The sequence below is a fragment of the Methylobacterium sp. J-030 genome, assembly GCF_022829545.1.
GTDB lineage: Bacteria > Pseudomonadota > Alphaproteobacteria > Rhizobiales > Beijerinckiaceae > Methylobacterium.
In genome coordinates, this window is the sequence record NZ_JAKSYM010000170.1 from 20,196 (window position 1) to 39,478 (window position 19,283).

Below are 19,283 nucleotides of genomic sequence, written 5' to 3' on the forward strand. Positions count from 1 at the left end.
GGTCTCCTCAGACGATGCCGAACGGGGAGGCGGGGAGCGCCGGGATCCGGGCGGGCGTGCCCGCGGCGGCCTGGGTCAGGGCGCGGATCGCCACCCGGCGGGCGAGCTCGATCTTGAAGGCGTTGGCCTCGCCGGTGGGCTTGGCGCCGGCGAGCGCCGCGTCGGCGGCCTTCGCGAAAACCTCGGGCGACGGTGCCTGTCCGGAAAGCGCCGCCTCGGCCTCGGCCACCCGCCAGGGCTTCAGCGCCAGCCCGCCGAGGGCGAGCCGGGCCTGCCCGATCCGGCCGCCGGCCTCCAGGGTGAGGGCGGCCGCCGCCGAGACCACCGCGAAGGCGTAGGAGGTGCGGTCGCGGACCTTGAGATAGCGGGCGTGGCCCTGGAAGGAGGCCGCCTCCGGGGGCAGGCGCAGGGCGGTGATCAGCTCGCCCGGCCGCAGGTCGGTCTCCCGCTCCGGATGATCGCCGGGCAGCAGGTGGAAGCCCGTGAGCGACACTTCCCGAGCGCCGTCCGGCCCGGCGATCTCCACCACCGCGTCGAGGGCGGCGAGCGGCACGCAGAAATCGGACGGGTGGGTCGCGATGCAGTGCTCGCTCCAGCCCTGGACCGCGTGGATCCGGGTGGCGTGCCCCAGGGCCGCACAGCCGGAGCCGGGCGCGCGCTTGTTGCAGGGGGAGACCGCGTCGGTGAAGAATTGGCAGCGGGTGCGCTGCATCAGGTTGCCGCCGACGGTCGCGGCGTTGCGCAGCTGCGCTGAGGCGCCGGCCAGCAGGGCTTCGGCCACCATCGGATAGGTTTTTTGGAACATCGGGTCGTAGGCGAGGTCGCTGTTGCGCACCAGGGCGCCGACCCGGGTGGCCCCGTCCGGCAGCCGCTCGATCGCCGAGAGGCCGGGCAGGCGGGTGATGTCGACGACCCGCTCCGGGGTCGCGACGCCGCCCTTCATCAGGTCGACCAGGTTGGTGCCGGCGGCGAGGAAGGCGGTGCCCGGAACCTGCCCTGCCGCCACGGCCTCCGGCACGCTCGCCGGGCGGATGTAGTCGAAGTTTTTCACGCCGCGTCCTCCCGGTGCTCGGTGCGGGAAGCCGCGTCGCGCGATGCCTCTTGGACCGCGTCGAGGATGCCGGCATAGGCGCCGCAGCGGCAGAGATTGCCGCTCATGCCCTCGCGGATGCGCTCGGGATCGGTGCCGGCGTGCCCCTCGCGGATCAGCCCGACCGCGCTCATGATCTGGCCGGGGGTGCAGAAGCCGCACTGGAAGCCGTCATGGGCGATGAAGGCCGCCTGGACCGGGTGCAGCCGGTCGCCCTCGGCGAGCCCCTCGATGGTCAGGATCTCGGCCCCGTCGAGGCTCGCGGCCAGCGTCAGGCAGGAATTGATGCGCCGCCCGTCCACCAGCACCGTGCAGGCGCCGCACTGGCCGCGGTCGCAGCCCTTCTTGGCGCCGGTCAGGCCGAGGCGCTCGCGCAGGAGGTCGAGGAGGGTCACCCGCGGATCGTCGAGGGCGATCTCGCGCGGCTGCCCGTTCAGGGTGAGCCTGAGGGGAATGGTCATGCAGTCCGGCTCCGCGAAGGCTGGAACCGTTACAGATAGCTGGGCCGGATTCCCCGGCGAGAGCTCAGGCGATGGTGATGTGCGCAACATCACGACACATATCGGTTGCGCCACTATGCCGACTTGACCGATCTTCGGAACTCGGGGTTTGAGATGTCCGCTCTGCCCTTCGCGAAGCCGCGGGAGTGGGGTGACGAAGCCGAGCCGTTCAGGTATCGGTATTCCGGAGGCTTCCCCTCCGCCGGGCCTGTAGCTCAATGGTTAGAGCCGGCCGCTCATAACGGTCTGGTTGCAGGTTCGAGTCCTGCCGGGCCCACCACCGGCCACAGCCCTGTGCAAGCCCGCCTCGGACGGATCACGTCGTGGTTTCGAACGGTCGAGACCGCTCGCGGGTCGAAGGGCAGAGCCCTGGTGTCGGGCTGAACCCGAGACGGTCAGGGCTTTGCCCTGACAACCCACCAAAGGGCGTAGCCCTTTGGAAACTCGGATTCTGGATGAAGCAGGGTCTCAGACCGTGCGCCAGCCCGGCTTGCTCGTATCGGTCAGGTGGTAGTGGATCGGCCCGAGGCCGCTGATCGCGATGATCGCCGGCTCCGCGACGCCCGACTTCACCCCGTCGTAGTGCGGCGTCTTCGCGACCCGGTGGACGAAGGAGCCCGCCGGCACCGGCACGGTCGCTTCGGGTGCGAAATCCTCGCCGCTGGCGACGTACCACGTCCCCGACAGGACCACGCAGAGCCGGTCGGTCTCGTACCAGTGCGGCGCGCTCATGTAGCCGGGATGCCAGCGGATCAGGACGAAGTACTGGCCCGGCTCGCCGATCTGGCCGAACATCGGCGCCTGCTCGGCCATGCCGGGCGGGAAGTTGTAGAGCGGCTGCCAGGGGATCTGGTCCGGAAGCTTGACGATGGTCTGGGTCGGATCGACGCCAGCCGCCCGGGCGGCACCCAGCCCGAAGGCGGATGCCGCGGCGGCCAGCAGGGGCGCGCACAGCAGGTCGCGCCGGTTGGCCGCGAAGTCGGTCATGCTCGTCCTCCCAGCGGGATCCTGATGCGCCTCCCGCGCGCGGCGGCCGGGTCCCGCAGGCCCAGATAGGGCGCTCCCTGCCCGCGGGGCAGGCCTCTTCGCCGTTCGGATCGGCCGCAATCCTACGACATCGACATCATGCCGACGAACAGGATCAGCAGCTCGCATGTGATCCAGCCGCCGAAGACGAGAATCAGCTCCCGATCCGCCTTCTTGCCGATCTTCGTCGCAGCGTACATACGCCACCTCCCCGCGGCCCTTCGGACTCCGCAAGCAGTTTCAGCCAACGCGACGGTCTTACGCTTTCAAGTATTCGACCATATTTAAGAGTTCAAAGCAATCACGAATTTTTGCCGATCCGGACGGACATCAACACCCGGCACCGGCCACGGATATCCGCGGTGGGGATCTCGCGGCGCAGCAAGTATTGGCGCATGTTGCCTGGACGCGACGCTCCTCCGCCTGCGATGCGCGGCGAGACGCGACCGCCCCCGTTGAACCCGCGCCCCCCGCCGCGTGTTGGGCCGCGGTGGGGTGCGGAGGACGATCCATGAAGCACGGTGCGCGCAACGACATCCCCGCCACGGTGACGGCGATCAAGCGCGGGGGCGTGATGGCTCAGGTCGAGGTGCAACTCGTCGGCACCACCTACCGCATGGCCTCGGTGATGACCGTCGATTCGCTGGAAGAACTCGGCCTCGAGGAGGGCGACACCGTGCACGTGCTCGCCAAGGCCGTGAACGTCTTGCTGGTGAAACCGTAACGGCGCCGCGCCGGACGGCGTGCTCCGTCCGGCGCGGCGCGACCTGCAAGCCCGCGGGGGAACCGGGCGCGGGCCCCGGTCAGGCGGCCCGGATGTCGCGCAGGAAGCCGTCAACCTCCTGTTTGACGGCCTGCGACTGCTTGGACAGCTCGGCCGCGGCGTTCAGCACCTGCGCGGCGGCGCTGCCGGTCTCGCCGGAGGCCGCCAGCACCCGCGCCACATTGGCCGACACGTCCTGCGTCCCCCGCGCCGCCTCGGTGGCGTTGCGTGAGATCTCGCCGGTCGCCGCGGTCTGCTCCACCACCGTCGAGGCGATCGAGCCGCTGATCTCGCTCACGCTCGCGATCGTGCGGGCGATCTGCTGCATCGCCTCCGCGGCCTGGGCGGTGGCCGCCTGGATCGCCGCGATCTGCCCGCCGATCTCGTCGGTCGCCTTGGCGGTCTGGCCGGCCAGTTCCTTGACCTCGGCCGCCACCACGGCGAAGCCGCGGCCGGCCTCGCCGGCGCGGGCCGCCTCGATCGTGGCGTTGAGCGCCAGCAGGTTGGTCTGCCCGGCGATGCCGGAGATCGTCGTCACCGCCGCGCCGATCTGCTCGGCGGCCGCACGCAGGCTCGCCATGGCGGCGTTGCTCGCCTCGGCCTCGTGGGCCGCGACGCCGGCGACCTCGTTGGAGCGCACCACCTGCCGCTCGATCTCCTGCAGCGACGACACCATCTCCTCGGCCGCCGCCGCCACCGTCTCGACGTTGCTGGCCATCTCCTCGGCGGCGGCGCTGGAGGCGACCGCCTGATCGTTGGTGTCGTCGGCCACCCGCGTCATGGAGCGCGCCGTGGCGTCGAGTTCGGTGGCGCTCGCGGTGACGATGTCGAGCGATTGGGCGACCTTCTGCTCGAAGGTGCGGACGAGCCGGTCGACCCGCTCGGCCCGGCGCAGCCGGGTCTCCTGCTCGACGGCTTGGGAGGCCAGCAGCTCGACCCGGGCGATGGCGTTCTGCCGGAAGGTCTCCACCGCCTTGGCCATGGCGCCGATCTCGTCCGTGGCGTCCTGCGACGGGATCCTGGCGTCGGTGTCGCCCTCGGCGAGACGGCGCATCGCCTCGGTCATGCCGGCCACCGGGCGGATGATGCTGCGGCCGATCAGGACGGCCAGCACCGCGCCGAGCACCAGAGCCAGCCCGACCAGGACGATCTGCACGGCGCGCGCGCGCGCCAGCGCGGCCTCCATGGACCGGGCATTCTCCTCGACCTCGACCTTGATCTGGTCGCGCGCCGCGTTGCCGCGCGCCTCGATCACCATCGTCCGCGGCTTGATGCCGGTCTCGAACGCCGTCTTCAGCCCCTCCAGGGCGTCCACGGTCGCCTGGAAGTTGGTGTGATAGGCCTCCAGCTTCTCCAGAACAGCCTTGGTCGGCGGCACGAAGGCGGCGGCGCCCTCAGCCTCCTGGAAGGCCTTCAGGGCGGCCTTGGCCTTCGCGACGTTCTTCGCGAAGGTGGCGGGCCCGTTCGGGTCGAACGTCGCCAGGAAGCGCCAGTTGGCCACGCGCACGAGCAGGACGGCCGCCTCGACGGTCTGGGCGCGCACGAGCAGCGGCTCGCCGGCGCGCGTGCGCACATCGGCCACCAGGGTGTTGGTCGCGGCGGTCAGCTCGTCGCCCCCCGTGAACAGGCGCCCCTTGGCCTGGGTCAGGGTGGCGCCCGCCGAGGCGAGGTGCTCCAGCTCCGGCTTCAGGGCCCGGGCCGTGTCGCGAACCTCGACGTACAGCGCGCGGCGTGACTCCACGAACGCCAGCCCGATCAGCGTCTCAGCCGTCTCCTCGATGCCGCGGCGCGCCTGCTCCAGGGTGGTGACGCGCTCGGACGCGGGGGCAAGCCGGTATTGTTCAGCCTCACCGGCAAGGCGCGCGGCCTGACTGTTGACCGTGAAGATCGTCCGCGCGATCAGCTCCAGGCGGCCATGAAGGGCATACTTTCCATTGACGACACCTTGTTGATACAGCGAATACCCAACTGTGCCACTGGCGATGAGAACAAGAAGCGCAAATCCCGCGTAGAGCCGCCATCTGATACCGAGTTTCATGGAAATACGACTCCGAAACGGGATGTCGACAGGTGCGTGCGATGCAGTAAAGTCTTCTTGATCTCTCGACAATCTGTCAAGCTTCAAGCGACGAACCTATTAACCGCCCAGCTTTCGGTCATCCAAGAACGTCACGGGGTTCAATCGCACTCGATCAATCCAGCAGGATTATCGGTAAGATTCGATCGCGCGTCGCATGATGGCATAGAGATCTTCCGGACCCAGACGCGATCGTCCGCCCCGGATATGCGGCCTGGGCAGGCCGGCCCGATCGCGCCGCCCGTCGACTGCTCCTCAGGGTCGGCCGAAGCGGGCGTAGAGCGCCGGCAGAATCACCAGGGTCAGCAGGGTGGCGCTGATCAGGCCGCCGATCACCACGGTGGCGAGCGGCTGCTGCACCTCCGCGCCGGTGCCGGTGGCGAGCGCCATCGGCACGAAGCCCAGGGAGGCAACCAGCGCGGTCATCGCCACGGGGCGCAGCCGGGTGAGCGCGCCGTCGCGAATCGCCGCCCGCAGCGGATGGCCCTCCGCTACCAGCTGCTTGATGAAGGTCAGCATCACGAGGCCGTTCAGCACCGCCACGCCCGAGAGCGCGATGAACCCGACCGCCGCCGGCACCGAGAGCGGCATCCCGCGCAGCCACAGGGCCGCGATCCCGCCGGTCAGCGCCAGGGGCACGGCGCTGAACACCAGGAGCGCGTCGCGCGCCCGGCCGAGCGCCGCGGTGAGCAGCAGAAAGATCAGCCCGAAGCAGACCGGCACCACCACGGCCAGGCGCGCCTGCGCCGAGGCGAGGTTCTCGAACTGGCCGCCCCAAACCAGGGACGAGCCCGCCGGCAGCGGCACCGCGGCCGCGACCTTACCTTGCGCCTCCGCCACCAGGGAGCCGATGTCGCGCCCGCGGACATTGGCAGTGACGACGACGCGCCGCCGGCCGTTCTCGCGGCTGATCTGGTTCGGCCCCTCGCTCACCGAGAACCGCGCCACCTGCCGTAGCAGCACCGAGGCGGCCCGGCCGTTCGGCCCCGGTGGAAGCGGAACCGGCAGGTTCTCCAGGGCCTCCCGATCCGCGCGGACCTGATCGGTCAGCCGCACCACGATCGGCACGCGCCGGTCGCCCTCGAACACGATTCCCGCCTCCCGCCCGCCCATGGCGGCGCCGATCACCTCCTGGATCGCCCCGGTGCTGAGGCCGAGCCGCGCCGCCGCCTCCCGGTCGATCGTGATCTCGAACACCGGCAGGCCCGCGATCTGCTCGACCTTCACGTCGTCGGCGCCCGCGATCCCGCGCAGGATCGCGGCGATCCGGTTGGCGGTTTCCAGCATCGGCTCGAAGGCCTCGCCGAACACTTTGACGGCGAGGTCGCCCCGCGTGCCGGCGAGCAGCTCGTTGAAACGCAACTGGATCGGCTGGGAGAACTCGTAGGTATTGCCGGCGAGTTCGCTCAAGGACGCCTCGATCCGCGCCTGCAGGTCGGCCTTCGACAGGGCCGGGTCGGGCCAGTCGGCCTGCGGCTTGAGCATCACGAAGGTGTCGGAGGAGTTCGGCGGCATCGGGTCGGTGGCGATTTCGGCGGTGCCGGTCTTCGAGAACACGGTGGCGACCTGCGGGAACGCTCCGATGGCCTGCTCGACCTTGAGCTGCATCGCCTGCGACTGCGTCAGGGAGGTGGACGGGATCCGGGTGGCGTTGAGCGCGATGCTCTTCTCGTCGAGCAGCGGGATGAACTCGGTCCCGAGCCGGGCAGCCAGCAGCCCGGCGCCGACGAGCAGCAGCAAAGCCGCCGCGGCGAAGGGCGCGGGCGCCCGGATCGCCGCGGCGAGCACCGGCCGGTAGAGCGCCCTCAAACCCCGGAGGATCGGGCTCTCCGCCTCGGTGACCCGCCCGGTCAGCGCGATGGCGATCAGGGCCGGCACGAAGGTCAGCGACAGCACGAAGGCCGAGGCCAGGGCCAGGATGACGGTGAGGGCCATCGGCTGGAACATCTTGCCCTCGACGCCGGAGAAGGTCAGCAGCGGGACGTAGACCAGGATGATGATCGCCTGCCCGTAGAGGGACGGCGCGATCATCTCCTCGGCGGATGCGCGAACCGTCTCCAGGCGCTCCTCCAGGGTCAGTATCCGCCCGTTCGCGTGCTGCCGCTCGGCCAAGTGGCGCAGCGCGTTCTCGGTGATGATCACCGCCCCGTCGACGATCAGCCCGAAATCGAGCGCCCCGAGGCTCATCAGGTTGGCTGAAATCCGTCCTTCGACCATGCCCGTCACGGTCATCAGCATGGCGACCGGGATGACCAGGGCCGCGATCAACGCCGCCCTTATGTTGCCGAGGAGCAGGACCAGCACGACGATCACGAGGGCCGCGCCCTCCGCGAGGTTCCGGGCCACGGTCCGGATCGTCGCCTCGACGAGCCGCGTCCGGTCGAGCAGAGTCTCGACCACGATGCCGGGGGGCAGGGCGCGCCGGATCTCATCCAGGCGGGCGCCGACCGCGGCCGCCACGGTCCGGCTGTTCTCGCCGATCCGCATCAGGGCGGTGCCGATCACGGTCTCCCGCCCGTTCTCGCTGGCCGAGCCGGTGCGCAGGTCGCGCCCGATCCGCACCGTGGCGATGTCGCGGATCCGCACCGGCACGCCGCCGCGGCTCGCCACCACCACGTCGGCGATCGCCTCCGGGCTCTCCAGCCGGCCGGCGGCGCGGACCACGTAGCTCTCGCCATTGTCCTCCAGGTAGCGGGCGCCCTGGTTGGCGTTGTTGGCCTGGAGCGCCCGGGCGACGTCCGCGAAGGACAGGTCGAGGGCGGTGAGCGTCGTCGGGTCCGGCTGGACGTGGTACTGCTTCTCGAAGCCGCCGATCCCGTCGATTCCGGCCACCCCCGGCACCGCCTTGACCTGCGGCCGGATGATCCAGTCCTCGACCGTGCGCAGGTAGGCGACCTGCTCCAGCTCCGATCCGAGGATCTGGCCCTCCGGGGTCCGGTAGCTGCCGTCCGGCTGCCAGCCGGGCTGCCCCGCCGGCACGATCACCCGCTCACCCGGCGGCGCGTAGCGGACCGCCCACATGGTGATCTCGCCGAGGCCCGTGGAGATCGGCCCCATCCGCGGCTCGACCCCTTGGGGCAGGTCCTCCCGCACCTGGGCGAGGCGCTCGGCGACCTGCTGGCGGGCGAAGTAGATGTCGAGGCTCTCGGCGAAGACCGCGGTGACCTGCGAGAAGCCGTTGCGCGAGAGCGAGCGGGTGTAGTCGAGCCCCTTGATGCCGGCGAGCGCGGTCTCGACCGGGTAGGTCACCTGCCGCTCGACATCGACCGGCGACAGGGCGGGCGCCAGGGTGTTGATCTGCACCTGGTTGTTGGTGATGTCGGGCACCGCGTCGATCGGCAGCTTGGTGAGCGCCACGGCGCCGAAGCCCGCGGCGAGCAGCACGCCGAGCAGCACCAGCCAGCGCTGGCGGACCGAGACGGCGAGGATGCGGCTGATCATGGCGCGATCCTCAATCGTCGTGGCCGGCTTCGGCCTTGCCGAGCTCGGCCTTCAGCAGGAAGGTGTTGCCGATCGCGATCTCGGCGCCGGCCTCGAGCCCGGCGGCGACCGCGTAGGCCGCGTCGTCGGACCGGCCGAGAGTGACCGCGCGCGGCTCGAACCCCTCCGCATTGCGCACGAACACCACGCTCCGGCCGGCGATCGTCTGCACGGAAGCCTTGGGGATCCGGACCGGGACCACGTCCCGGGCGATCTCCACCTCGGCGGTGACGAAGGTGCCGGGCCGCCACGCGAGATCCGGGTTCGGGAGGGCCACCACCACCCGGGCCGAGCGGGTATCGGCGTTGAGGAAGGGGCTCACGAAGATCACGCGGCCCTCGGCCTGGCGCTCGGCCCCGCCGGCCCGGCCCGGGGTGACGGCGACGCGGGCGCCCTCCCGCACCTCTGCGAGGTCCAGCGTCGGCACCGACAGCTCGATCCAGACATTGGACAGGTCCGCGACGGTATAGAGGTCGGCCGGGTCGCCCTCCTTGCCGACCGCGGTGCCGACATCGACCTTGCGCTCGACGATCCGGCCGGCGAGCGGCGCCCGCACGGGATAGCGGCGCAGGCTCGACTGGGTGGGCGTCGCCTCGTCGCGCGTCTGGGCGGCCGCCACCGCGGCGGCGTCGAGGCCCAGCGCCGACAGCTTCTGCCGGGCGAGGTCGACGCGCAGCCGGGTCTCCAGATGGGCGGCCCGGGCGGTCTCGAAGGCGGCCTCCGAGGCGGAACGAGAGGCGAGCAGCTTCTGCTGGCGCTCGAAGTTGATCGTCTGCAATTCGGCCTGGACCTGGGCGGTGAGATATTCGCTCTTCGCGTCGGCGACCTCGCGGCTGTCGAGGATGGCGACGACCTCGTTCGCCTGCACGGCGTCGCCGAGGCGCTTGCGCATCTCCGCCACGGTGCCGACCACCCGGGCCGGGACGCGGGCGATCCGGTCGGTGTCGGGGGTGATGGTGCCGGGAACCAGCAGGTGGCGCGCCAGCGTGCCGCCGCCGACCCGCATCGTCACGATGTCCTGGCCGGCGATCTGGTCGGGCCGCATCCGGATCACGGCGTCCGCATGATCGGTGGGCGGATGGTCGTCGCGTCCGGCATCCGGCCGGTCCACCGCCGCGGCGCGGCCGGGGCTCTCCGGGGTGAGGCCGGCGAGGGCCTGCCGGAGGCGGGCGGGCAGGGCGGGCAGGGCGCCGCCGAGGGCGATGCCGACGGCCAGAAGGACCGCGCCGACGGCGGCGGACGGGAGGATGCGCATGGATCGGCCATGAATCGGCCGGGACGGCGGGATGCCGCTGAGCGGTCCCGGCAAGCCCGGTCAGGTTTCGCGTGAGAGCGGACCCGGGGCCGGTTGCGGCCTCCGGGCGGGACGCGCGCCGATCGGCGGCGTCAGCTCACGCGCGCGGGGGCCGCGGCAGCCGGTCGGGGTCGACGGAGGGGCGGCCTTGCGCGAGGCGGGCCCGCAAGGGCCGGCCCGGCACGGGCGGCGGCGCCGTCACGGCGATCTCCAGGCGGGCGCCCAGATGACAGCCGCAATGGACATGCGCGGCGACGCCCGGATCGACATTGGTCGCGGCGGCCGGCGCGTCGAGGGCCGCGCCCTCGCCCACGGCGTGACGGTCGCCCGCGTGGAAGGCGAGATCCGCCGCGAGGCCGGTGCCCGGCCCGGCGACCGACAGCGCCAGGACGAGCGCGAGCACGCGGACGGCGAGCGCCCACCAGCCCCGCGCCCGCACGGAGCACCTATGCCGAACCCCGAAGGTCATCGCGGGTCTTATGGGCGATGCGGGGGCGGGGGCACAAGAGGCCCGACTCCGCGCCGGCCCGAAAGGGCTGGGTCTCGACCTTTCGAGACCGCGATTGGCGCACCGGTCAGACAGGCGCTCAGGCGGCCAGCCGGAGGACCCAGTCGTAGAAATCGGGCCAGCGCTCCGTCCGGGCCGGTCGGTCCAGGGCCGCGGCGGCCTCGGACAGGGTCTGGGCTCGGACGTCCCGGGGCGCGTGGCCGTAGGCGGCGCGGAACGCCTGGGCGAAATGCGCCGGGCTCTCGAACCCCCAGCGATACGCCACCTCCGAGACGCGGGTGCCGCGCCCGTCGCAGGCGGCGAGGTCCTGATAGGCGCGGGCGAGCCGGCGCTGACGGATGTAGCCCGACACGCCCCCGAGCGGGACGAACAGGCGGTACAGGGCGCTGCGCGAGAGCCCGAACTTCCGGCCGAGCGTCTCGGCGTTCAGGTCCGGGGCGGCGAGTTCGGACTCGATGAACCGCCGGAGGGTGAGGAGGAGGGGGGCGCCGTCCGGGGCGTGGCCGACCCGGTCCTCCTCGGACAGGCCGGAGACCGCCGCGCCGATCAGCATCGCCGTCGCCTGCGCGGCCGCCGCGGCCTCCCGCTCCGAGAAGCCGGGGGCGTGCGCGCCGAGGGCGCGCAGGTGATCGTTCAGCATCCGCCCGAACGGGGCCGCGCCGCGAATCACCTGACCGTGGAGCGCGTCGAGCACGGCCTGATTCGCGCCGAAGAGCCCGCGCGGCAGCACCACCGTCAGGGCCTGATAGTCCGTGGAGCGGGCGGAGAGGGGCCGCGACAGGTCGAGCAGGCAGATGTCGCCCGGCCCGCACGCCTGCTCGCTGCCGCCGACCGCGACCCGGGATCGCCCGGACAGGCGCACATGCGCCAGGACGTGGTCGACGCCCATGCGGGCCACGAGGGCACGGTCGCGGGTGAACTGCAGCCCCGAGGCGCTGGCCCGGCAGAGGATCGCGTTGCCGAGGTGCTGGACATGCGATCGCCCGCGGAATTCCGACAGATCCTCCTTCCGGATCGCGAACGTCCAGAACGGCGCGACGGCCTCGCGCCAAGCCGCGGCCTGGTGAAGACCCGGGCGCTCGTCCTCCAGATGCAGAACTGAATTCGACCGCATCGCCCGTGTGGTTTACCGCCGCGCCGGAATACTCGCCCCGGCGCGTTCCTTACAGGATGTCGGGTTGCCGAGAAAAGGGCGGCCCCGCGTCGACGATCGCGCCCCGACAGATCTGGGGGCCGGTCCCGGACCGCAGGGTCCCACGGGATGGCGCGGGTCACCGGGATCGAGCGGCCCGGTCCGGGCGGCCCGATACGAAACGTCCCGCGAGCCGGAGGGCCGCGGGACGGGAAGTTGCACGGTTGTGAGGTCCGACGATGTCGGCGCTGATGGTTAACGGAGCGCTACTTCCCGCTCGGCGCGGCGCCGCTGCCGGTGGCGCCGTTGCCGGTGCTGTTGTCGCCCGCAGGGGCGCCGGAGGACGAGGTGTTGCCGTTGGGCGTGCTCTGCGCGGCGGCCATGCCGGCGGTGCCGGCGACGAGGGCAAGGGCGAGCAGGGTGGACTGGACGGTGCTGCGGGTCATGATGCTCCTGACTTCCGGACGGATCTTCGACGGGTCGGCCCATGGTCTGGTCGGTGGGGCCAGCACAGGGGCCTTCACGAGCCGGTCTGGCCTGGATAACGGCCAGCCGCCGGGCTCGTTCCGGGCTGCAAGCGAGGCCGCGGGTCTGGCGGTGCTGGCCGACCGGATCGTTAGTCGCGACACTTTCGCCCGGGAACAGGCAGGCGGCCCCCGAGCTTGTCCGGTAAACGTCAGGGCGGACGGGGGCGGGGCGTTGAAGATCTTCCGGATCATGCAGGCGGCGACGGGCGCGGTTCTCTGGATCGGCGCGGCGCTCGACCCCCTCACGGCCCTCGACGCGATGGCGAGCGCGGCCGGCTACCGGGACAGCAGTGGCATCCCGCCCCACCTGCGGGCGGGCGGCCTCCACGTCGAGGAAGTGGGGGCCTGACCATGACCAAGCTGTTCATCGCGCAGGTGCGCGACGCGCGGGGTCAGAAGCCCCTGGTCACCGTCAGGGCGGAGGCCGAGGGCGAGGCGCGCCTGTTCCTGACGGCCGCCTATCCGGACGCGGAGATCGTCGCGATCGCGGAGCCCAGCGACTGGACCAGCGATGCCGATACCGGAACCCGGGCCGGCGACGTCCGTGAGCATCCGGGCGTCGCGTGGCAGATGCCCTCCAGCCTGGCGGGTTGAGCGGCCCGTCCGGCGGGATTGCCGACAAATGTAGCGACGTCCTTCAGGAGATCTCAGCGCGGAACGCGGAGGCTGTGGCATGACGTCCGGCGATCCGACACCGCGGCTCTTCGCGGCCGCGGCATCCCTAACCGGCACCGGGATCCTGATGTGCCGCGCGGAGCCGTCCTGGGACGGGATCCTGATCGGCCTGCTGTGTCTCGGCCTCTGGGCCCTCGGGACCGTCGCGGCCCGGACCCCTCGGGCCGCGCGGCCGGCGCGGCCGATGATGCTGGAGGCCGTCGTCGTCGAGACGCCCCGAGCCCCGCCGGAGCTGCTGCCCGCACCCCGTCGCGCCGGCCCGCCCGCGTTCGCCTCCCGCCTGCCCGAAGGGCCGCCGCACCGGCAGCGGGTGGTCGAGCGGCACACGCACCGCCGCGGGTAGCGCACGGCCGGGTCGCCGTCCCTCGCGAGCTTCTGCCGCAGTATCGATGGGGGCCGCCCCGCGTTGCCGGGAGCCAACCCAGGAGACAGCATGGCGGACAAGGCTGACGTGACGACCTACACGGTGAAGCAGGCGCTGGCCGCCAAGGTCGCGGATCACATCGAGATCGCGATCGAGGCGCAGGACGGCACCAAGCTGAAGCTCAAGGCGACCGCCGACCAGTTGGACGCCCTGGTGGGCGATCTGGAGACCATCCTGGACGCCGACGACGCGGAGGGCGAAGCGGCCTGAGCCGTACCGCGCCGAAGCCGTTCGGCGCACGAGCGCGCATCACGACGAAGACCGGGAGCCGTGCGTGCGGGCGACGCGATCGGGCACGGCTCCCGGCGACAAGGACCGAGGCACGGGGCTGTTGGCGGCGCGCGCCCGGTTCCCCGCCGCGCGGGAGAGGAGACCCGCGGCCCTTCAAGCGGGCGGGCCCGCCGGGACATCAGACCGATGCCGCCCGGGCCGGGGCGGCCGGTCCGAGACCGAAGCCCCGATCCGGGATGTCCTCAAGGCAGGCTGATTCGCGGCCGTTCTCGATCAGGACAGGTCCTGGGCAAGACAGGTCCTGAGCAAGACACCTTCTGGGCAACACACCTCCTGGGCAAGACACTGGATAGACGGTCCTTGAGTGGGCTATGTCTGGTATGGCTCGGTCTTGACGGTTGGACCTCAGGAGGTGTGCGTGCTCGGCTGCGTCTTCACTGTTTGGGACGGCGGATCCACGCCCCCCGGGATCCGGGCCGACCGAACCGGACCGCGCGTCGCGTAGGCGCCGTCACCGGCCCGGAGAGCGCCATGGCCGAGAGCCCACCGCCGGCACCCTATCGCCTGCAATGCGTCGTGCACCGGGAGAGCGCGAGCGGCATCATCATCCACGACGAGCAGATCCGCGCGCCGTCCGAGGACGCGGCCGTGGCGGAGGCGAAGGCGCGCTTCGCGCAGTTGCTCGCCGGACGCGCGGGCTCGGCCGCCCTGCGGGATCAGGCCGGGCGGGTCGTCTGGTCCAGACGGCAGAACACCCCCTCCGGGGCGGGGGCGCCCGAAACCGAGGGATAGCGGCTCCAAGCCTGCGTTCTGATAAGCCTTCGTTCCGACGCGCTCTAGCGCTGCGGTTCGAGATCGATCACCGGGCCGGCCAGATCGAAGAGCTCCTCGTCGGACAGACACCCGTCGTCGAGTTCGATCTCCGCCCGGCGCCGGAACGAGACCGCCGACAGGACGCCGAGCGAGAGCGCGCCGGCCAGGAGCGCAACCAGGATCGCAACCGTCATGACGAATCCCCCGGGTGCGGCGTGCAGCGGCATCAAGCACCGGCGGGATTAAGGCCGGGTTCCCGAGACGACGCAAGAGAAACACCGGAGAAACGCGATCGGGCGCGGCGCGGCTGGGATCAAACCGCACCTCGGGTCGGGCGCGGAACGGCCTCACCGCTCCTCGGGCACCGCGTCCTGCTGGCGGTCGACCTCGTCGCGCACGCCGCGCCCGGCCATCAGGATCTCGGTCATGAAGGCGGCGATCGCCGCGACCGTGCAGATCAGGGCCGCCCCGAAGCAGGCGAACAGGACCGATGCGGTAGCGCCGTCGCGCAGCGCCCCGACGAACAGGGTCAGCACGGCCAAGCCGATCAGGCAGCTCCCGAGCGAGGCGAGGGCGACCGCGATGTCGAGCACGAAGGAGCGCCGCCGCAGGAAGGTCAGCCGGCGCGACAGGCGCCGGGCCACGGCGTCCGTCGCCTGCTGTCCCTGGGCGGCCTCCGCCGAGAGGGCGTCGACCTTGTCGGAGATCCGGCCGAGTCGGGTCGAGAACACGTTGAGCAGCGTCGCGAGCGCCGAGAGCAGGAAGGCGGGCGCGAGCGCCACCTGGATGATGTGCGCGATGCTGTCGGGCTCGGTGGAGCTGAGCGAGAATCCGAGCATCCGGCGCTACGCCCGCGGCCGCGGCGCGCGTGTCACGGCGCGTGTCATACCCGTGGCCCATGCCCGTGGCCCATGCCCGTGGCCCATGATGCTGACGCCGCCCGGGCGAACCGCCGCCCGGGTGGCGATGCGCGGTCGCGCCTGCCGACGGCCGAAAGCCGGACGAGGCCATGTCGACGGCCGTCGGTATCACGTCTTCTGGGCCGGAATCGGCGCGGAGGGGGAGGGGGATTCGCGGCGGCACCATGCCGGCAGGGTCACCACAGGATGCCCCGCCCGTGCAAGGTGGTGAGCCTGCCGGTCACCGGAGCCGCCACACCCGCGGATTGGTGACGACGGCGGCCAGGACGTAGCAGGCGAAGCCGAGCGGCGTCCCGTAGGCCACCACCACGACGCCGATCCCGATCCAGACCACCAGGAGGGCCAGCATCGACAGCAGGGCGATCGGATTCATGCGCCTCCCCCGGATCCGCCGCGCCGTGCCGTCACGGTGCGGGCGGCCGCGCCTGCACGACGATGGCCGCCGGCAGCGCGCGTCGGATGCAGGCGAGCGACGCCGCCACCGCCGCCCGGTCCAGGAACGGCCCGAACACCACCGGCGCGTCGCCGGGCGGCGTCGCCGCGAAGGTGTCGAGCGCGTCGACCCGGGCCGTGAGGCGGCAATCCCGGCCCGCCCGTGCGATCGCGGCATCCGCGGGGGTCGGGCCCTCGGGTCCGATGTAGCGGGACAGGAGCGTGCTCCGGACCGAGCCGGCATAGATCCACCAGCCGACCGTATCCTCCTCGACCGCTTCGGCCGTGTGCGGCCGCAGGAGGGCGAGGGCCAGAATCACGCCCGTCCGGAGGGGTTTCCACCGATCCGCCATCCCTGCCCCGATGCCAACGCCCGATGCCAACGCCCGATGCGGCGGCGCTTCAGGGTGCCACCGCGTCCTGCTGCAATCCTTGCGCGTCGAAGATCCGCCTTACAAGCCCCGAGGCCTTGGCCCGGTCGAGCCACCGGCTCACGGAGGCGAGGGCTGCCGGCCGTCCTTTCGGGACCGCCACCGCGACCAGGGTCTGCTGGAAGCTGCCGGCCACGATCCGCGAGCCCGGCACCTGCGGCTGGATCGGCCGGAGCTGGTCGCGCGCCAGGGCCAGCGCGTCGGCCCGGCCCGCGCGCAGCTGCTCGACCGCCTCCGCGACGGTGCCGACCAGCGCCGGCTGCGTCGCCGTCAGCGTCCGCGCCGCGGCCCGTGCGGTGGTCGAGCCGGCCACCGCGACCACGCGCATGCCGGGCCGGTCGACCCCGGCGAGATCCGCGACGCCCGAGGCCAGGGTGACTAGGTAGGTGCTCTCCAGGGCCGCGTAGCCCGGTCCGAAATCGACCTTCTCCCGCCGGGCCGCGTCGACCGGCATGAAGGCGAGGTCGATCAGGCTGCCGCTCTCCGCCTCGGTGATCGCGCCGGTATTCGGGAACACCGTGAAGGTCACCGGCATCCCTTCGGACGCGGCGAACGCCCGGGCGAGTTCGACCGCGACGCCCTGCGGCGCCCCGTCGGCACCGCGCCGGACGAACAGCACCCCGGGGGTCGGCGCCTCCGCGACGCCGACCCTTAAGGTCCCGCCGGGCGCCAGCGTCGCGCGGGCGGTCTCCCGGCCGGCATCTTGGGCAGCGGCGTCCTGAGCGCAGCCCACCGTCGGGCCAGCGATCAACGGAAGAACGACGAGGAGTTGCTCGACACGCATCGGGGGCACCAGCCGGGAAGGGAGCGTCCGGGAACCGGCGATCCCGCGTCATCGAAACCGGTCAGGGTCCGGTCTTGATCCCCCGGCCGCACCGCGGGCGATCACGACCACGCCAGCGCGGAGCCCCGCCTCAGCCCGCCGCACGCCGCAGCATCCCCGGATGCGGCCCCGGCGGACCCGCGGGCCGGCCCGTCCGTGCCGGTCATGCGGCGCTCGACAGCCGCCAGCGTGTCGAGCAGGCGCTTCCGGAGCCGGGTCCCGGCGGTCAGATCGCCCGCGACGGCGGAGGGGACGAGGTCGCGGCTGATGCCCTTCATGCGGATCGGATCCGACGGATTCGCCCGGACTCCGTCGCTGACCAGGGCGTCGGTCTCGTCGCTCAGGGGCGTGCCGCCCGGCGCCGCGTCAGCCCGGCGCCGCGCGGCGAGGTTCGCCTCGGCGCCGATGATCGTGCAGCCATCCGCTCGTCCGAGCCGAAATGGCCGACGTTGCAGTCGCCGGTATCGATCCCGATCCGGGCCTGGAACGGGCGCGCGATGCCGGCCCGGCGCCAGCGGGCGTTCAACCGGCCGAGGTGCTTCTGCATCGCGATGGCCATCCGCATGCAGGCCTGGGCGTCCTCGCACGCCCTTCGTCTCGGGATCATCGAAGACGACCGGGATTGCGTCGCCGATGTACTGGTCGACCGTGCCGCCGTGCTTCAGCGCGTCCACAGGCCAGCCGGCCGATCCACGCGCGGACCGTGCCGGGGGTGATCCGCGCGGAACCTGAATTCCCGCCCGAGCCTCGCAGAGATCACGGCGCATGACGACGCTGACGCTCTGCCGGTTCAGTCCAGGTCGTTCAATGCGAGCTTTCATCGAGCGCCGATCCGCCGCGCTCACTGCCCATGCCCGGGATCGCGTCCGAACGCACCGCGCGGGCACCGACGATCGACGCGCCGGTCCGGTGAACGGGGCAGCCGGATGTCGGCCAGGCGGGTCAATTAATGTTAACCGCGTTCGGCGCGTCCCGCGGGCTTGCGGGTCATCATCGGTTAGGATTTAACGAACGCCGAAGCTTCCTGGTTGGTCCTGGGAACGTTCACGAACTCAAGCCCCGTCTGCCTGCACGCAGCGGGGCTTCTTGTTTGCGGAAACGCCGGGATACGCCTCTTCGTCCGCCCTGCAAAAATCTCCTGCGCAATGTGCTCCAGCGCACTTGATTATTGGCCGCTCGAAAACGTCAAGCTCGGCTGTTGCAGCGTTGCACTATCGCGTGGCGTCAACCTGTCGTTCTAGTGGTCCGGTACACATCCCGCCCAACGGGAGACAGAGGACCAGATGATCAAGAAGCTTCTTCTCGCGAGCGCCGCCACGGCCCTCCTGACCGGCGCCGCCTCGGCCGCCGACCTGCCCCGCCGCGCCGCCCCGCCGCCGGTGTTCACCCCCGTGCCGGTGTTCACCTGGTCGGGCGCCTACTTCGGTATCAACGCCGGCTACGCGTTCGATGCCAGCAGCAACAACACCTCGAGCTTCGCCGTCCCGGCCCCCTACGGCAACGGCACCACGGCCTATTTCGGCCAGAACAACCAGGAAGGGTTCACCGGCGGCGCCCAGGTCGGCTACAACTTCCAGCTGACCCCGGGCAACGGCGTGGTGTTCGGTATCGAGGCCGACGCCCAGTACCTCGACTTCGGGCGCAACCGGAACCGGTCCATCGTCACCGGCCCGCTGGCCCCCGGCTACTACGTCACCGACCCGCGCGGCCTGTCGAGCCTCGACTTCTTCGGCACCGTGCGCGGCCGCCTCGGCTACGCCTTCGACCGCGTGCTCGTGTACGGCACCGGCGGCTTCGCCTACGGCTCGGGCAGCGCCGACCGCTCGTTCGGCGGCTACGCCGGCAACGACAGCTTCCGCACCGGTTACGCGGTCGGCGGCGGCATGGAGTATGCGCTCCCCACCGACTCGTTCCTGAACTTCTTCCGCTCCTCGGCCGTCACGCTCAAGGTCGAAGGCCTGTACGTCAACCTCGACCGCAACACCCGCAACCAGGGTGCCCTGGTCATCAACGCCGCCAACCTCGTCCCGGCCTATTCCAGCCCGATCGGCCGCCGCAACGACGAGTTCGCCGTCATCCGCGCCGGCCTGAACTACAAGTTCGGCTCGTACTGAGACCGCGCTGCGGCGAACCCTGC

General features: G+C 71.7%; 23 protein-coding genes and 1 tRNA gene. 8 read left to right on the forward strand and 16 right to left on the reverse strand.

All coding sequences use genetic code 11. From position 1 onward, the window contains the following. Positions 1–7: 7 nt before the first annotated feature. Both MKK75_RS10695 and MKK75_RS10700 read right to left on the reverse strand, forming a co-directional pair. Complete coding sequence (locus MKK75_RS10695) at positions 8–1,051, reverse strand: FAD binding domain-containing protein (RefSeq protein ID WP_244042561.1); 1,044 nt, start codon at positions 1,049–1,051, stop codon at positions 8–10. After that, positions 1,048–1,551: a (2Fe-2S)-binding protein gene (locus tag MKK75_RS10700; RefSeq protein ID WP_244042562.1), complete on the reverse strand. Its 504-nt coding sequence runs from the start codon at positions 1,549–1,551 to the stop codon at positions 1,048–1,050. The genes MKK75_RS10695 and MKK75_RS10700 overlap by 4 nt, the downstream gene beginning before the upstream one ends. 243 nt (positions 1,552–1,794) lie before the next feature. Between MKK75_RS10700 and MKK75_RS10705 the strand changes: the two genes are divergently transcribed. After that, a tRNA-Ile gene (locus MKK75_RS10705) sits at positions 1,795–1,870 on the forward strand. 188 nt (positions 1,871–2,058) lie between these two features. Here the strand turns inward: MKK75_RS10705 and MKK75_RS10710 are convergent. Then, positions 2,059–2,577 (reverse strand): cupin domain-containing protein, encoded by a 519-nt coding sequence (locus MKK75_RS10710; protein WP_244042563.1) that lies wholly within the window; start codon positions 2,575–2,577, stop codon positions 2,059–2,061. Positions 2,578–3,127: 550 nt separating this feature from the next. Between MKK75_RS10710 and MKK75_RS10715 the strand changes: the two genes are divergently transcribed. Then, positions 3,128–3,340: a molybdopterin-binding protein gene (locus MKK75_RS10715; protein ID WP_244042564.1), complete on the forward strand. Its 213-nt coding sequence runs from the start codon at positions 3,128–3,130 to the stop codon at positions 3,338–3,340. Positions 3,341–3,419: 79 nt separating this feature from the next. Here MKK75_RS10715 and MKK75_RS10720 read toward each other — a convergent pair whose 3' ends face one another. From MKK75_RS10720 to MKK75_RS10745, 6 genes are all read right to left on the reverse strand, one after another. After that, the gene (locus MKK75_RS10720) at positions 3,420–5,417 is read right to left on the reverse strand and encodes a methyl-accepting chemotaxis protein (RefSeq protein WP_244042565.1); all 1,998 of its coding nucleotides are present in this window, start codon (positions 5,415–5,417) and stop codon (positions 3,420–3,422) included. Positions 5,418–5,711: 294 nt separating this feature from the next. Then, positions 5,712–8,897, reverse strand: coding sequence for an efflux RND transporter permease subunit (locus tag MKK75_RS10725; protein WP_244042566.1), 3,186 nt, complete (start codon positions 8,895–8,897; stop codon positions 5,712–5,714). A gap of 10 nt (positions 8,898–8,907) precedes the next feature. Continuing rightward, positions 8,908–10,191 (reverse strand): efflux RND transporter periplasmic adaptor subunit, encoded by a 1,284-nt coding sequence (locus tag MKK75_RS10730; RefSeq protein WP_244042567.1) that lies wholly within the window; start codon positions 10,189–10,191, stop codon positions 8,908–8,910. Positions 10,192–10,327: 136 nt separating this feature from the next. Further along, complete coding sequence (locus tag MKK75_RS10735; protein ID WP_244042568.1) at positions 10,328–10,699, reverse strand: hypothetical protein; 372 nt, start codon at positions 10,697–10,699, stop codon at positions 10,328–10,330. A 118-nt stretch (positions 10,700–10,817) separates the two neighbouring features. After that, positions 10,818–11,852 (reverse strand): helix-turn-helix domain-containing protein, encoded by a 1,035-nt coding sequence (locus tag MKK75_RS10740; RefSeq protein WP_244042569.1) that lies wholly within the window; start codon positions 11,850–11,852, stop codon positions 10,818–10,820. A 284-nt stretch (positions 11,853–12,136) separates the two neighbouring features. Beyond that, a complete protein-coding gene (locus MKK75_RS10745) occupies positions 12,137–12,316 on the reverse strand; it encodes a hypothetical protein (RefSeq protein ID WP_244042570.1) in 180 nt (59 codons plus the stop codon). On the opposite strand from MKK75_RS10745, the gene MKK75_RS10750 reads away from it, so the two are divergent. The 5 genes from MKK75_RS10750 to MKK75_RS10770 all read left to right on the forward strand — a co-directional run bounded on the left by MKK75_RS10750 (position 12,315) and on the right by MKK75_RS10770 (position 14,519). Continuing rightward, positions 12,315–12,746, forward strand: a complete 432-nt coding sequence (locus MKK75_RS10750) for a hypothetical protein (RefSeq protein ID WP_244042600.1) — start codon at positions 12,315–12,317, stop codon at positions 12,744–12,746. The two genes, MKK75_RS10745 and MKK75_RS10750, sit on opposite strands and share 2 nt — an antisense overlap. Positions 12,747–12,748: 2 nt before the next feature. Further along, the gene (locus MKK75_RS10755; protein ID WP_244042571.1) at positions 12,749–12,991 is read left to right on the forward strand and encodes a hypothetical protein; all 243 of its coding nucleotides are present in this window, start codon (positions 12,749–12,751) and stop codon (positions 12,989–12,991) included. A 79-nt stretch (positions 12,992–13,070) separates the two neighbouring features. Then, on the forward strand, positions 13,071–13,415 hold the full coding sequence (locus MKK75_RS10760) for an energy transducer TonB (RefSeq protein WP_244042572.1): 345 nt from the start codon (positions 13,071–13,073) through the stop codon (positions 13,413–13,415). A 90-nt stretch (positions 13,416–13,505) separates the two neighbouring features. Continuing rightward, positions 13,506–13,706: a hypothetical protein gene (locus MKK75_RS10765; protein WP_243923978.1), complete on the forward strand. Its 201-nt coding sequence runs from the start codon at positions 13,506–13,508 to the stop codon at positions 13,704–13,706. Between the two features lie 552 nt (positions 13,707–14,258). Then, positions 14,259–14,519, forward strand: a complete 261-nt coding sequence (locus MKK75_RS10770) for a hypothetical protein (protein ID WP_244042573.1) — start codon at positions 14,259–14,261, stop codon at positions 14,517–14,519. A 44-nt stretch (positions 14,520–14,563) separates the two neighbouring features. Here the strand turns inward: MKK75_RS10770 and MKK75_RS10775 are convergent, their stop codons facing one another. The 7 genes from MKK75_RS10775 to MKK75_RS36070 form a co-directional block, all read right to left on the reverse strand. Beyond that, positions 14,564–14,734 (reverse strand): hypothetical protein, encoded by a 171-nt coding sequence (locus MKK75_RS10775; RefSeq protein WP_244042574.1) that lies wholly within the window; start codon positions 14,732–14,734, stop codon positions 14,564–14,566. A gap of 153 nt (positions 14,735–14,887) precedes the next feature. Then, positions 14,888–15,379, reverse strand: coding sequence for a DUF2721 domain-containing protein (locus MKK75_RS10780; protein ID WP_244042575.1), 492 nt, complete (start codon positions 15,377–15,379; stop codon positions 14,888–14,890). A gap of 301 nt (positions 15,380–15,680) precedes the next feature. Continuing rightward, positions 15,681–15,833 carry a hypothetical protein gene (locus MKK75_RS10785; protein WP_244042576.1) on the reverse strand — a complete coding sequence of 51 codons (153 nt, stop codon included), beginning with the start codon at positions 15,831–15,833 and terminating at the stop codon, positions 15,681–15,683. A 31-nt stretch (positions 15,834–15,864) separates the two neighbouring features. After that, positions 15,865–16,212 carry a hypothetical protein gene (locus tag MKK75_RS10790; RefSeq protein WP_244042577.1) on the reverse strand — a complete coding sequence of 116 codons (348 nt, stop codon included), beginning with the start codon at positions 16,210–16,212 and terminating at the stop codon, positions 15,865–15,867. 82 nt (positions 16,213–16,294) lie between these two features. Further along, positions 16,295–17,107, reverse strand: coding sequence for a transporter substrate-binding domain-containing protein (locus tag MKK75_RS10795; RefSeq protein WP_244042578.1), 813 nt, complete (start codon positions 17,105–17,107; stop codon positions 16,295–16,297). A gap of 101 nt (positions 17,108–17,208) precedes the next feature. Next, on the reverse strand, positions 17,209–17,424 hold the full coding sequence (locus tag MKK75_RS36065) for a hypothetical protein (RefSeq protein WP_313901850.1): 216 nt from the start codon (positions 17,422–17,424) through the stop codon (positions 17,209–17,211). 62 nt (positions 17,425–17,486) lie between these two features. Continuing rightward, complete coding sequence (locus tag MKK75_RS36070; protein WP_313901851.1) at positions 17,487–17,711, reverse strand: hypothetical protein; 225 nt, start codon at positions 17,709–17,711, stop codon at positions 17,487–17,489. A 718-nt stretch (positions 17,712–18,429) separates the two neighbouring features. On the opposite strand from MKK75_RS36070, the gene MKK75_RS10805 reads away from it, so the two are divergent. After that, positions 18,430–19,260 (forward strand): outer membrane protein, encoded by an 831-nt coding sequence (locus MKK75_RS10805; RefSeq protein WP_244042579.1) that lies wholly within the window; start codon positions 18,430–18,432, stop codon positions 19,258–19,260. Positions 19,261–19,283 lie beyond the last annotated feature (23 nt).

What these genes read in the sequence shown, in the direction of transcription:
- MKK75_RS10715 (WP_244042564.1), top strand. Translation starts at nt 3,128, where the DNA reads ATGAAGCACGGTGCGCGCAACGACATCCCCGCCACGGTGACGGCGATC.
- MKK75_RS10785 (WP_244042576.1), bottom strand. Translation starts at nt 15,833, where the DNA reads ATGAATCCGATCGCCCTGCTGTCGATGCTGGCCCTCCTGGTGGTCTGG.
- MKK75_RS10755 (WP_244042571.1), top strand. Translation starts at nt 12,749, where the DNA reads ATGACCAAGCTGTTCATCGCGCAGGTGCGCGACGCGCGGGGTCAGAAG.
- MKK75_RS10765 (WP_243923978.1), top strand. Translation starts at nt 13,506, where the DNA reads ATGGCGGACAAGGCTGACGTGACGACCTACACGGTGAAGCAGGCGCTG.
- MKK75_RS10735 (WP_244042568.1), bottom strand. Translation starts at nt 10,699, where the DNA reads ATGACCTTCGGGGTTCGGCATAGGTGCTCCGTGCGGGCGCGGGGCTGG.
- MKK75_RS10760 (WP_244042572.1), top strand. Translation starts at nt 13,071, where the DNA reads ATGACGTCCGGCGATCCGACACCGCGGCTCTTCGCGGCCGCGGCATCC.
- MKK75_RS36070 (WP_313901851.1), bottom strand. Translation starts at nt 17,711, where the DNA reads ATGCGGATGGCCATCGCGATGCAGAAGCACCTCGGCCGGTTGAACGCC.
- MKK75_RS10725 (WP_244042566.1), bottom strand. Translation starts at nt 8,897, where the DNA reads ATGATCAGCCGCATCCTCGCCGTCTCGGTCCGCCAGCGCTGGCTGGTG.
- MKK75_RS10770 (WP_244042573.1), top strand. Translation starts at nt 14,259, where the DNA reads ATGGCCGAGAGCCCACCGCCGGCACCCTATCGCCTGCAATGCGTCGTG.
- MKK75_RS10700 (WP_244042562.1), bottom strand. Translation starts at nt 1,551, where the DNA reads ATGACCATTCCCCTCAGGCTCACCCTGAACGGGCAGCCGCGCGAGATC.
- MKK75_RS36065 (WP_313901850.1), bottom strand. Translation starts at nt 17,424, where the DNA reads ATGAAGGGCATCAGCCGCGACCTCGTCCCCTCCGCCGTCGCGGGCGAT.
- MKK75_RS10745 (WP_244042570.1), bottom strand. Translation starts at nt 12,316, where the DNA reads ATGACCCGCAGCACCGTCCAGTCCACCCTGCTCGCCCTTGCCCTCGTC.
- MKK75_RS10775 (WP_244042574.1), bottom strand. Translation starts at nt 14,734, where the DNA reads ATGACGGTTGCGATCCTGGTTGCGCTCCTGGCCGGCGCGCTCTCGCTC.
- MKK75_RS10720 (WP_244042565.1), bottom strand. Translation starts at nt 5,417, where the DNA reads ATGAAACTCGGTATCAGATGGCGGCTCTACGCGGGATTTGCGCTTCTT.
- MKK75_RS10795 (WP_244042578.1), bottom strand. Translation starts at nt 17,107, where the DNA reads ATGCGTGTCGAGCAACTCCTCGTCGTTCTTCCGTTGATCGCTGGCCCG.
- MKK75_RS10780 (WP_244042575.1), bottom strand. Translation starts at nt 15,379, where the DNA reads ATGCTCGGATTCTCGCTCAGCTCCACCGAGCCCGACAGCATCGCGCAC.
- MKK75_RS10710 (WP_244042563.1), bottom strand. Translation starts at nt 2,577, where the DNA reads ATGACCGACTTCGCGGCCAACCGGCGCGACCTGCTGTGCGCGCCCCTG.
- MKK75_RS10805 (WP_244042579.1), top strand. Translation starts at nt 18,430, where the DNA reads ATGATCAAGAAGCTTCTTCTCGCGAGCGCCGCCACGGCCCTCCTGACC.
- MKK75_RS10740 (WP_244042569.1), bottom strand. Translation starts at nt 11,852, where the DNA reads ATGCGGTCGAATTCAGTTCTGCATCTGGAGGACGAGCGCCCGGGTCTT.
- MKK75_RS10750 (WP_244042600.1), top strand. Translation starts at nt 12,315, where the DNA reads ATGATGCTCCTGACTTCCGGACGGATCTTCGACGGGTCGGCCCATGGT.
- MKK75_RS10730 (WP_244042567.1), bottom strand. Translation starts at nt 10,191, where the DNA reads ATGCGCATCCTCCCGTCCGCCGCCGTCGGCGCGGTCCTTCTGGCCGTC.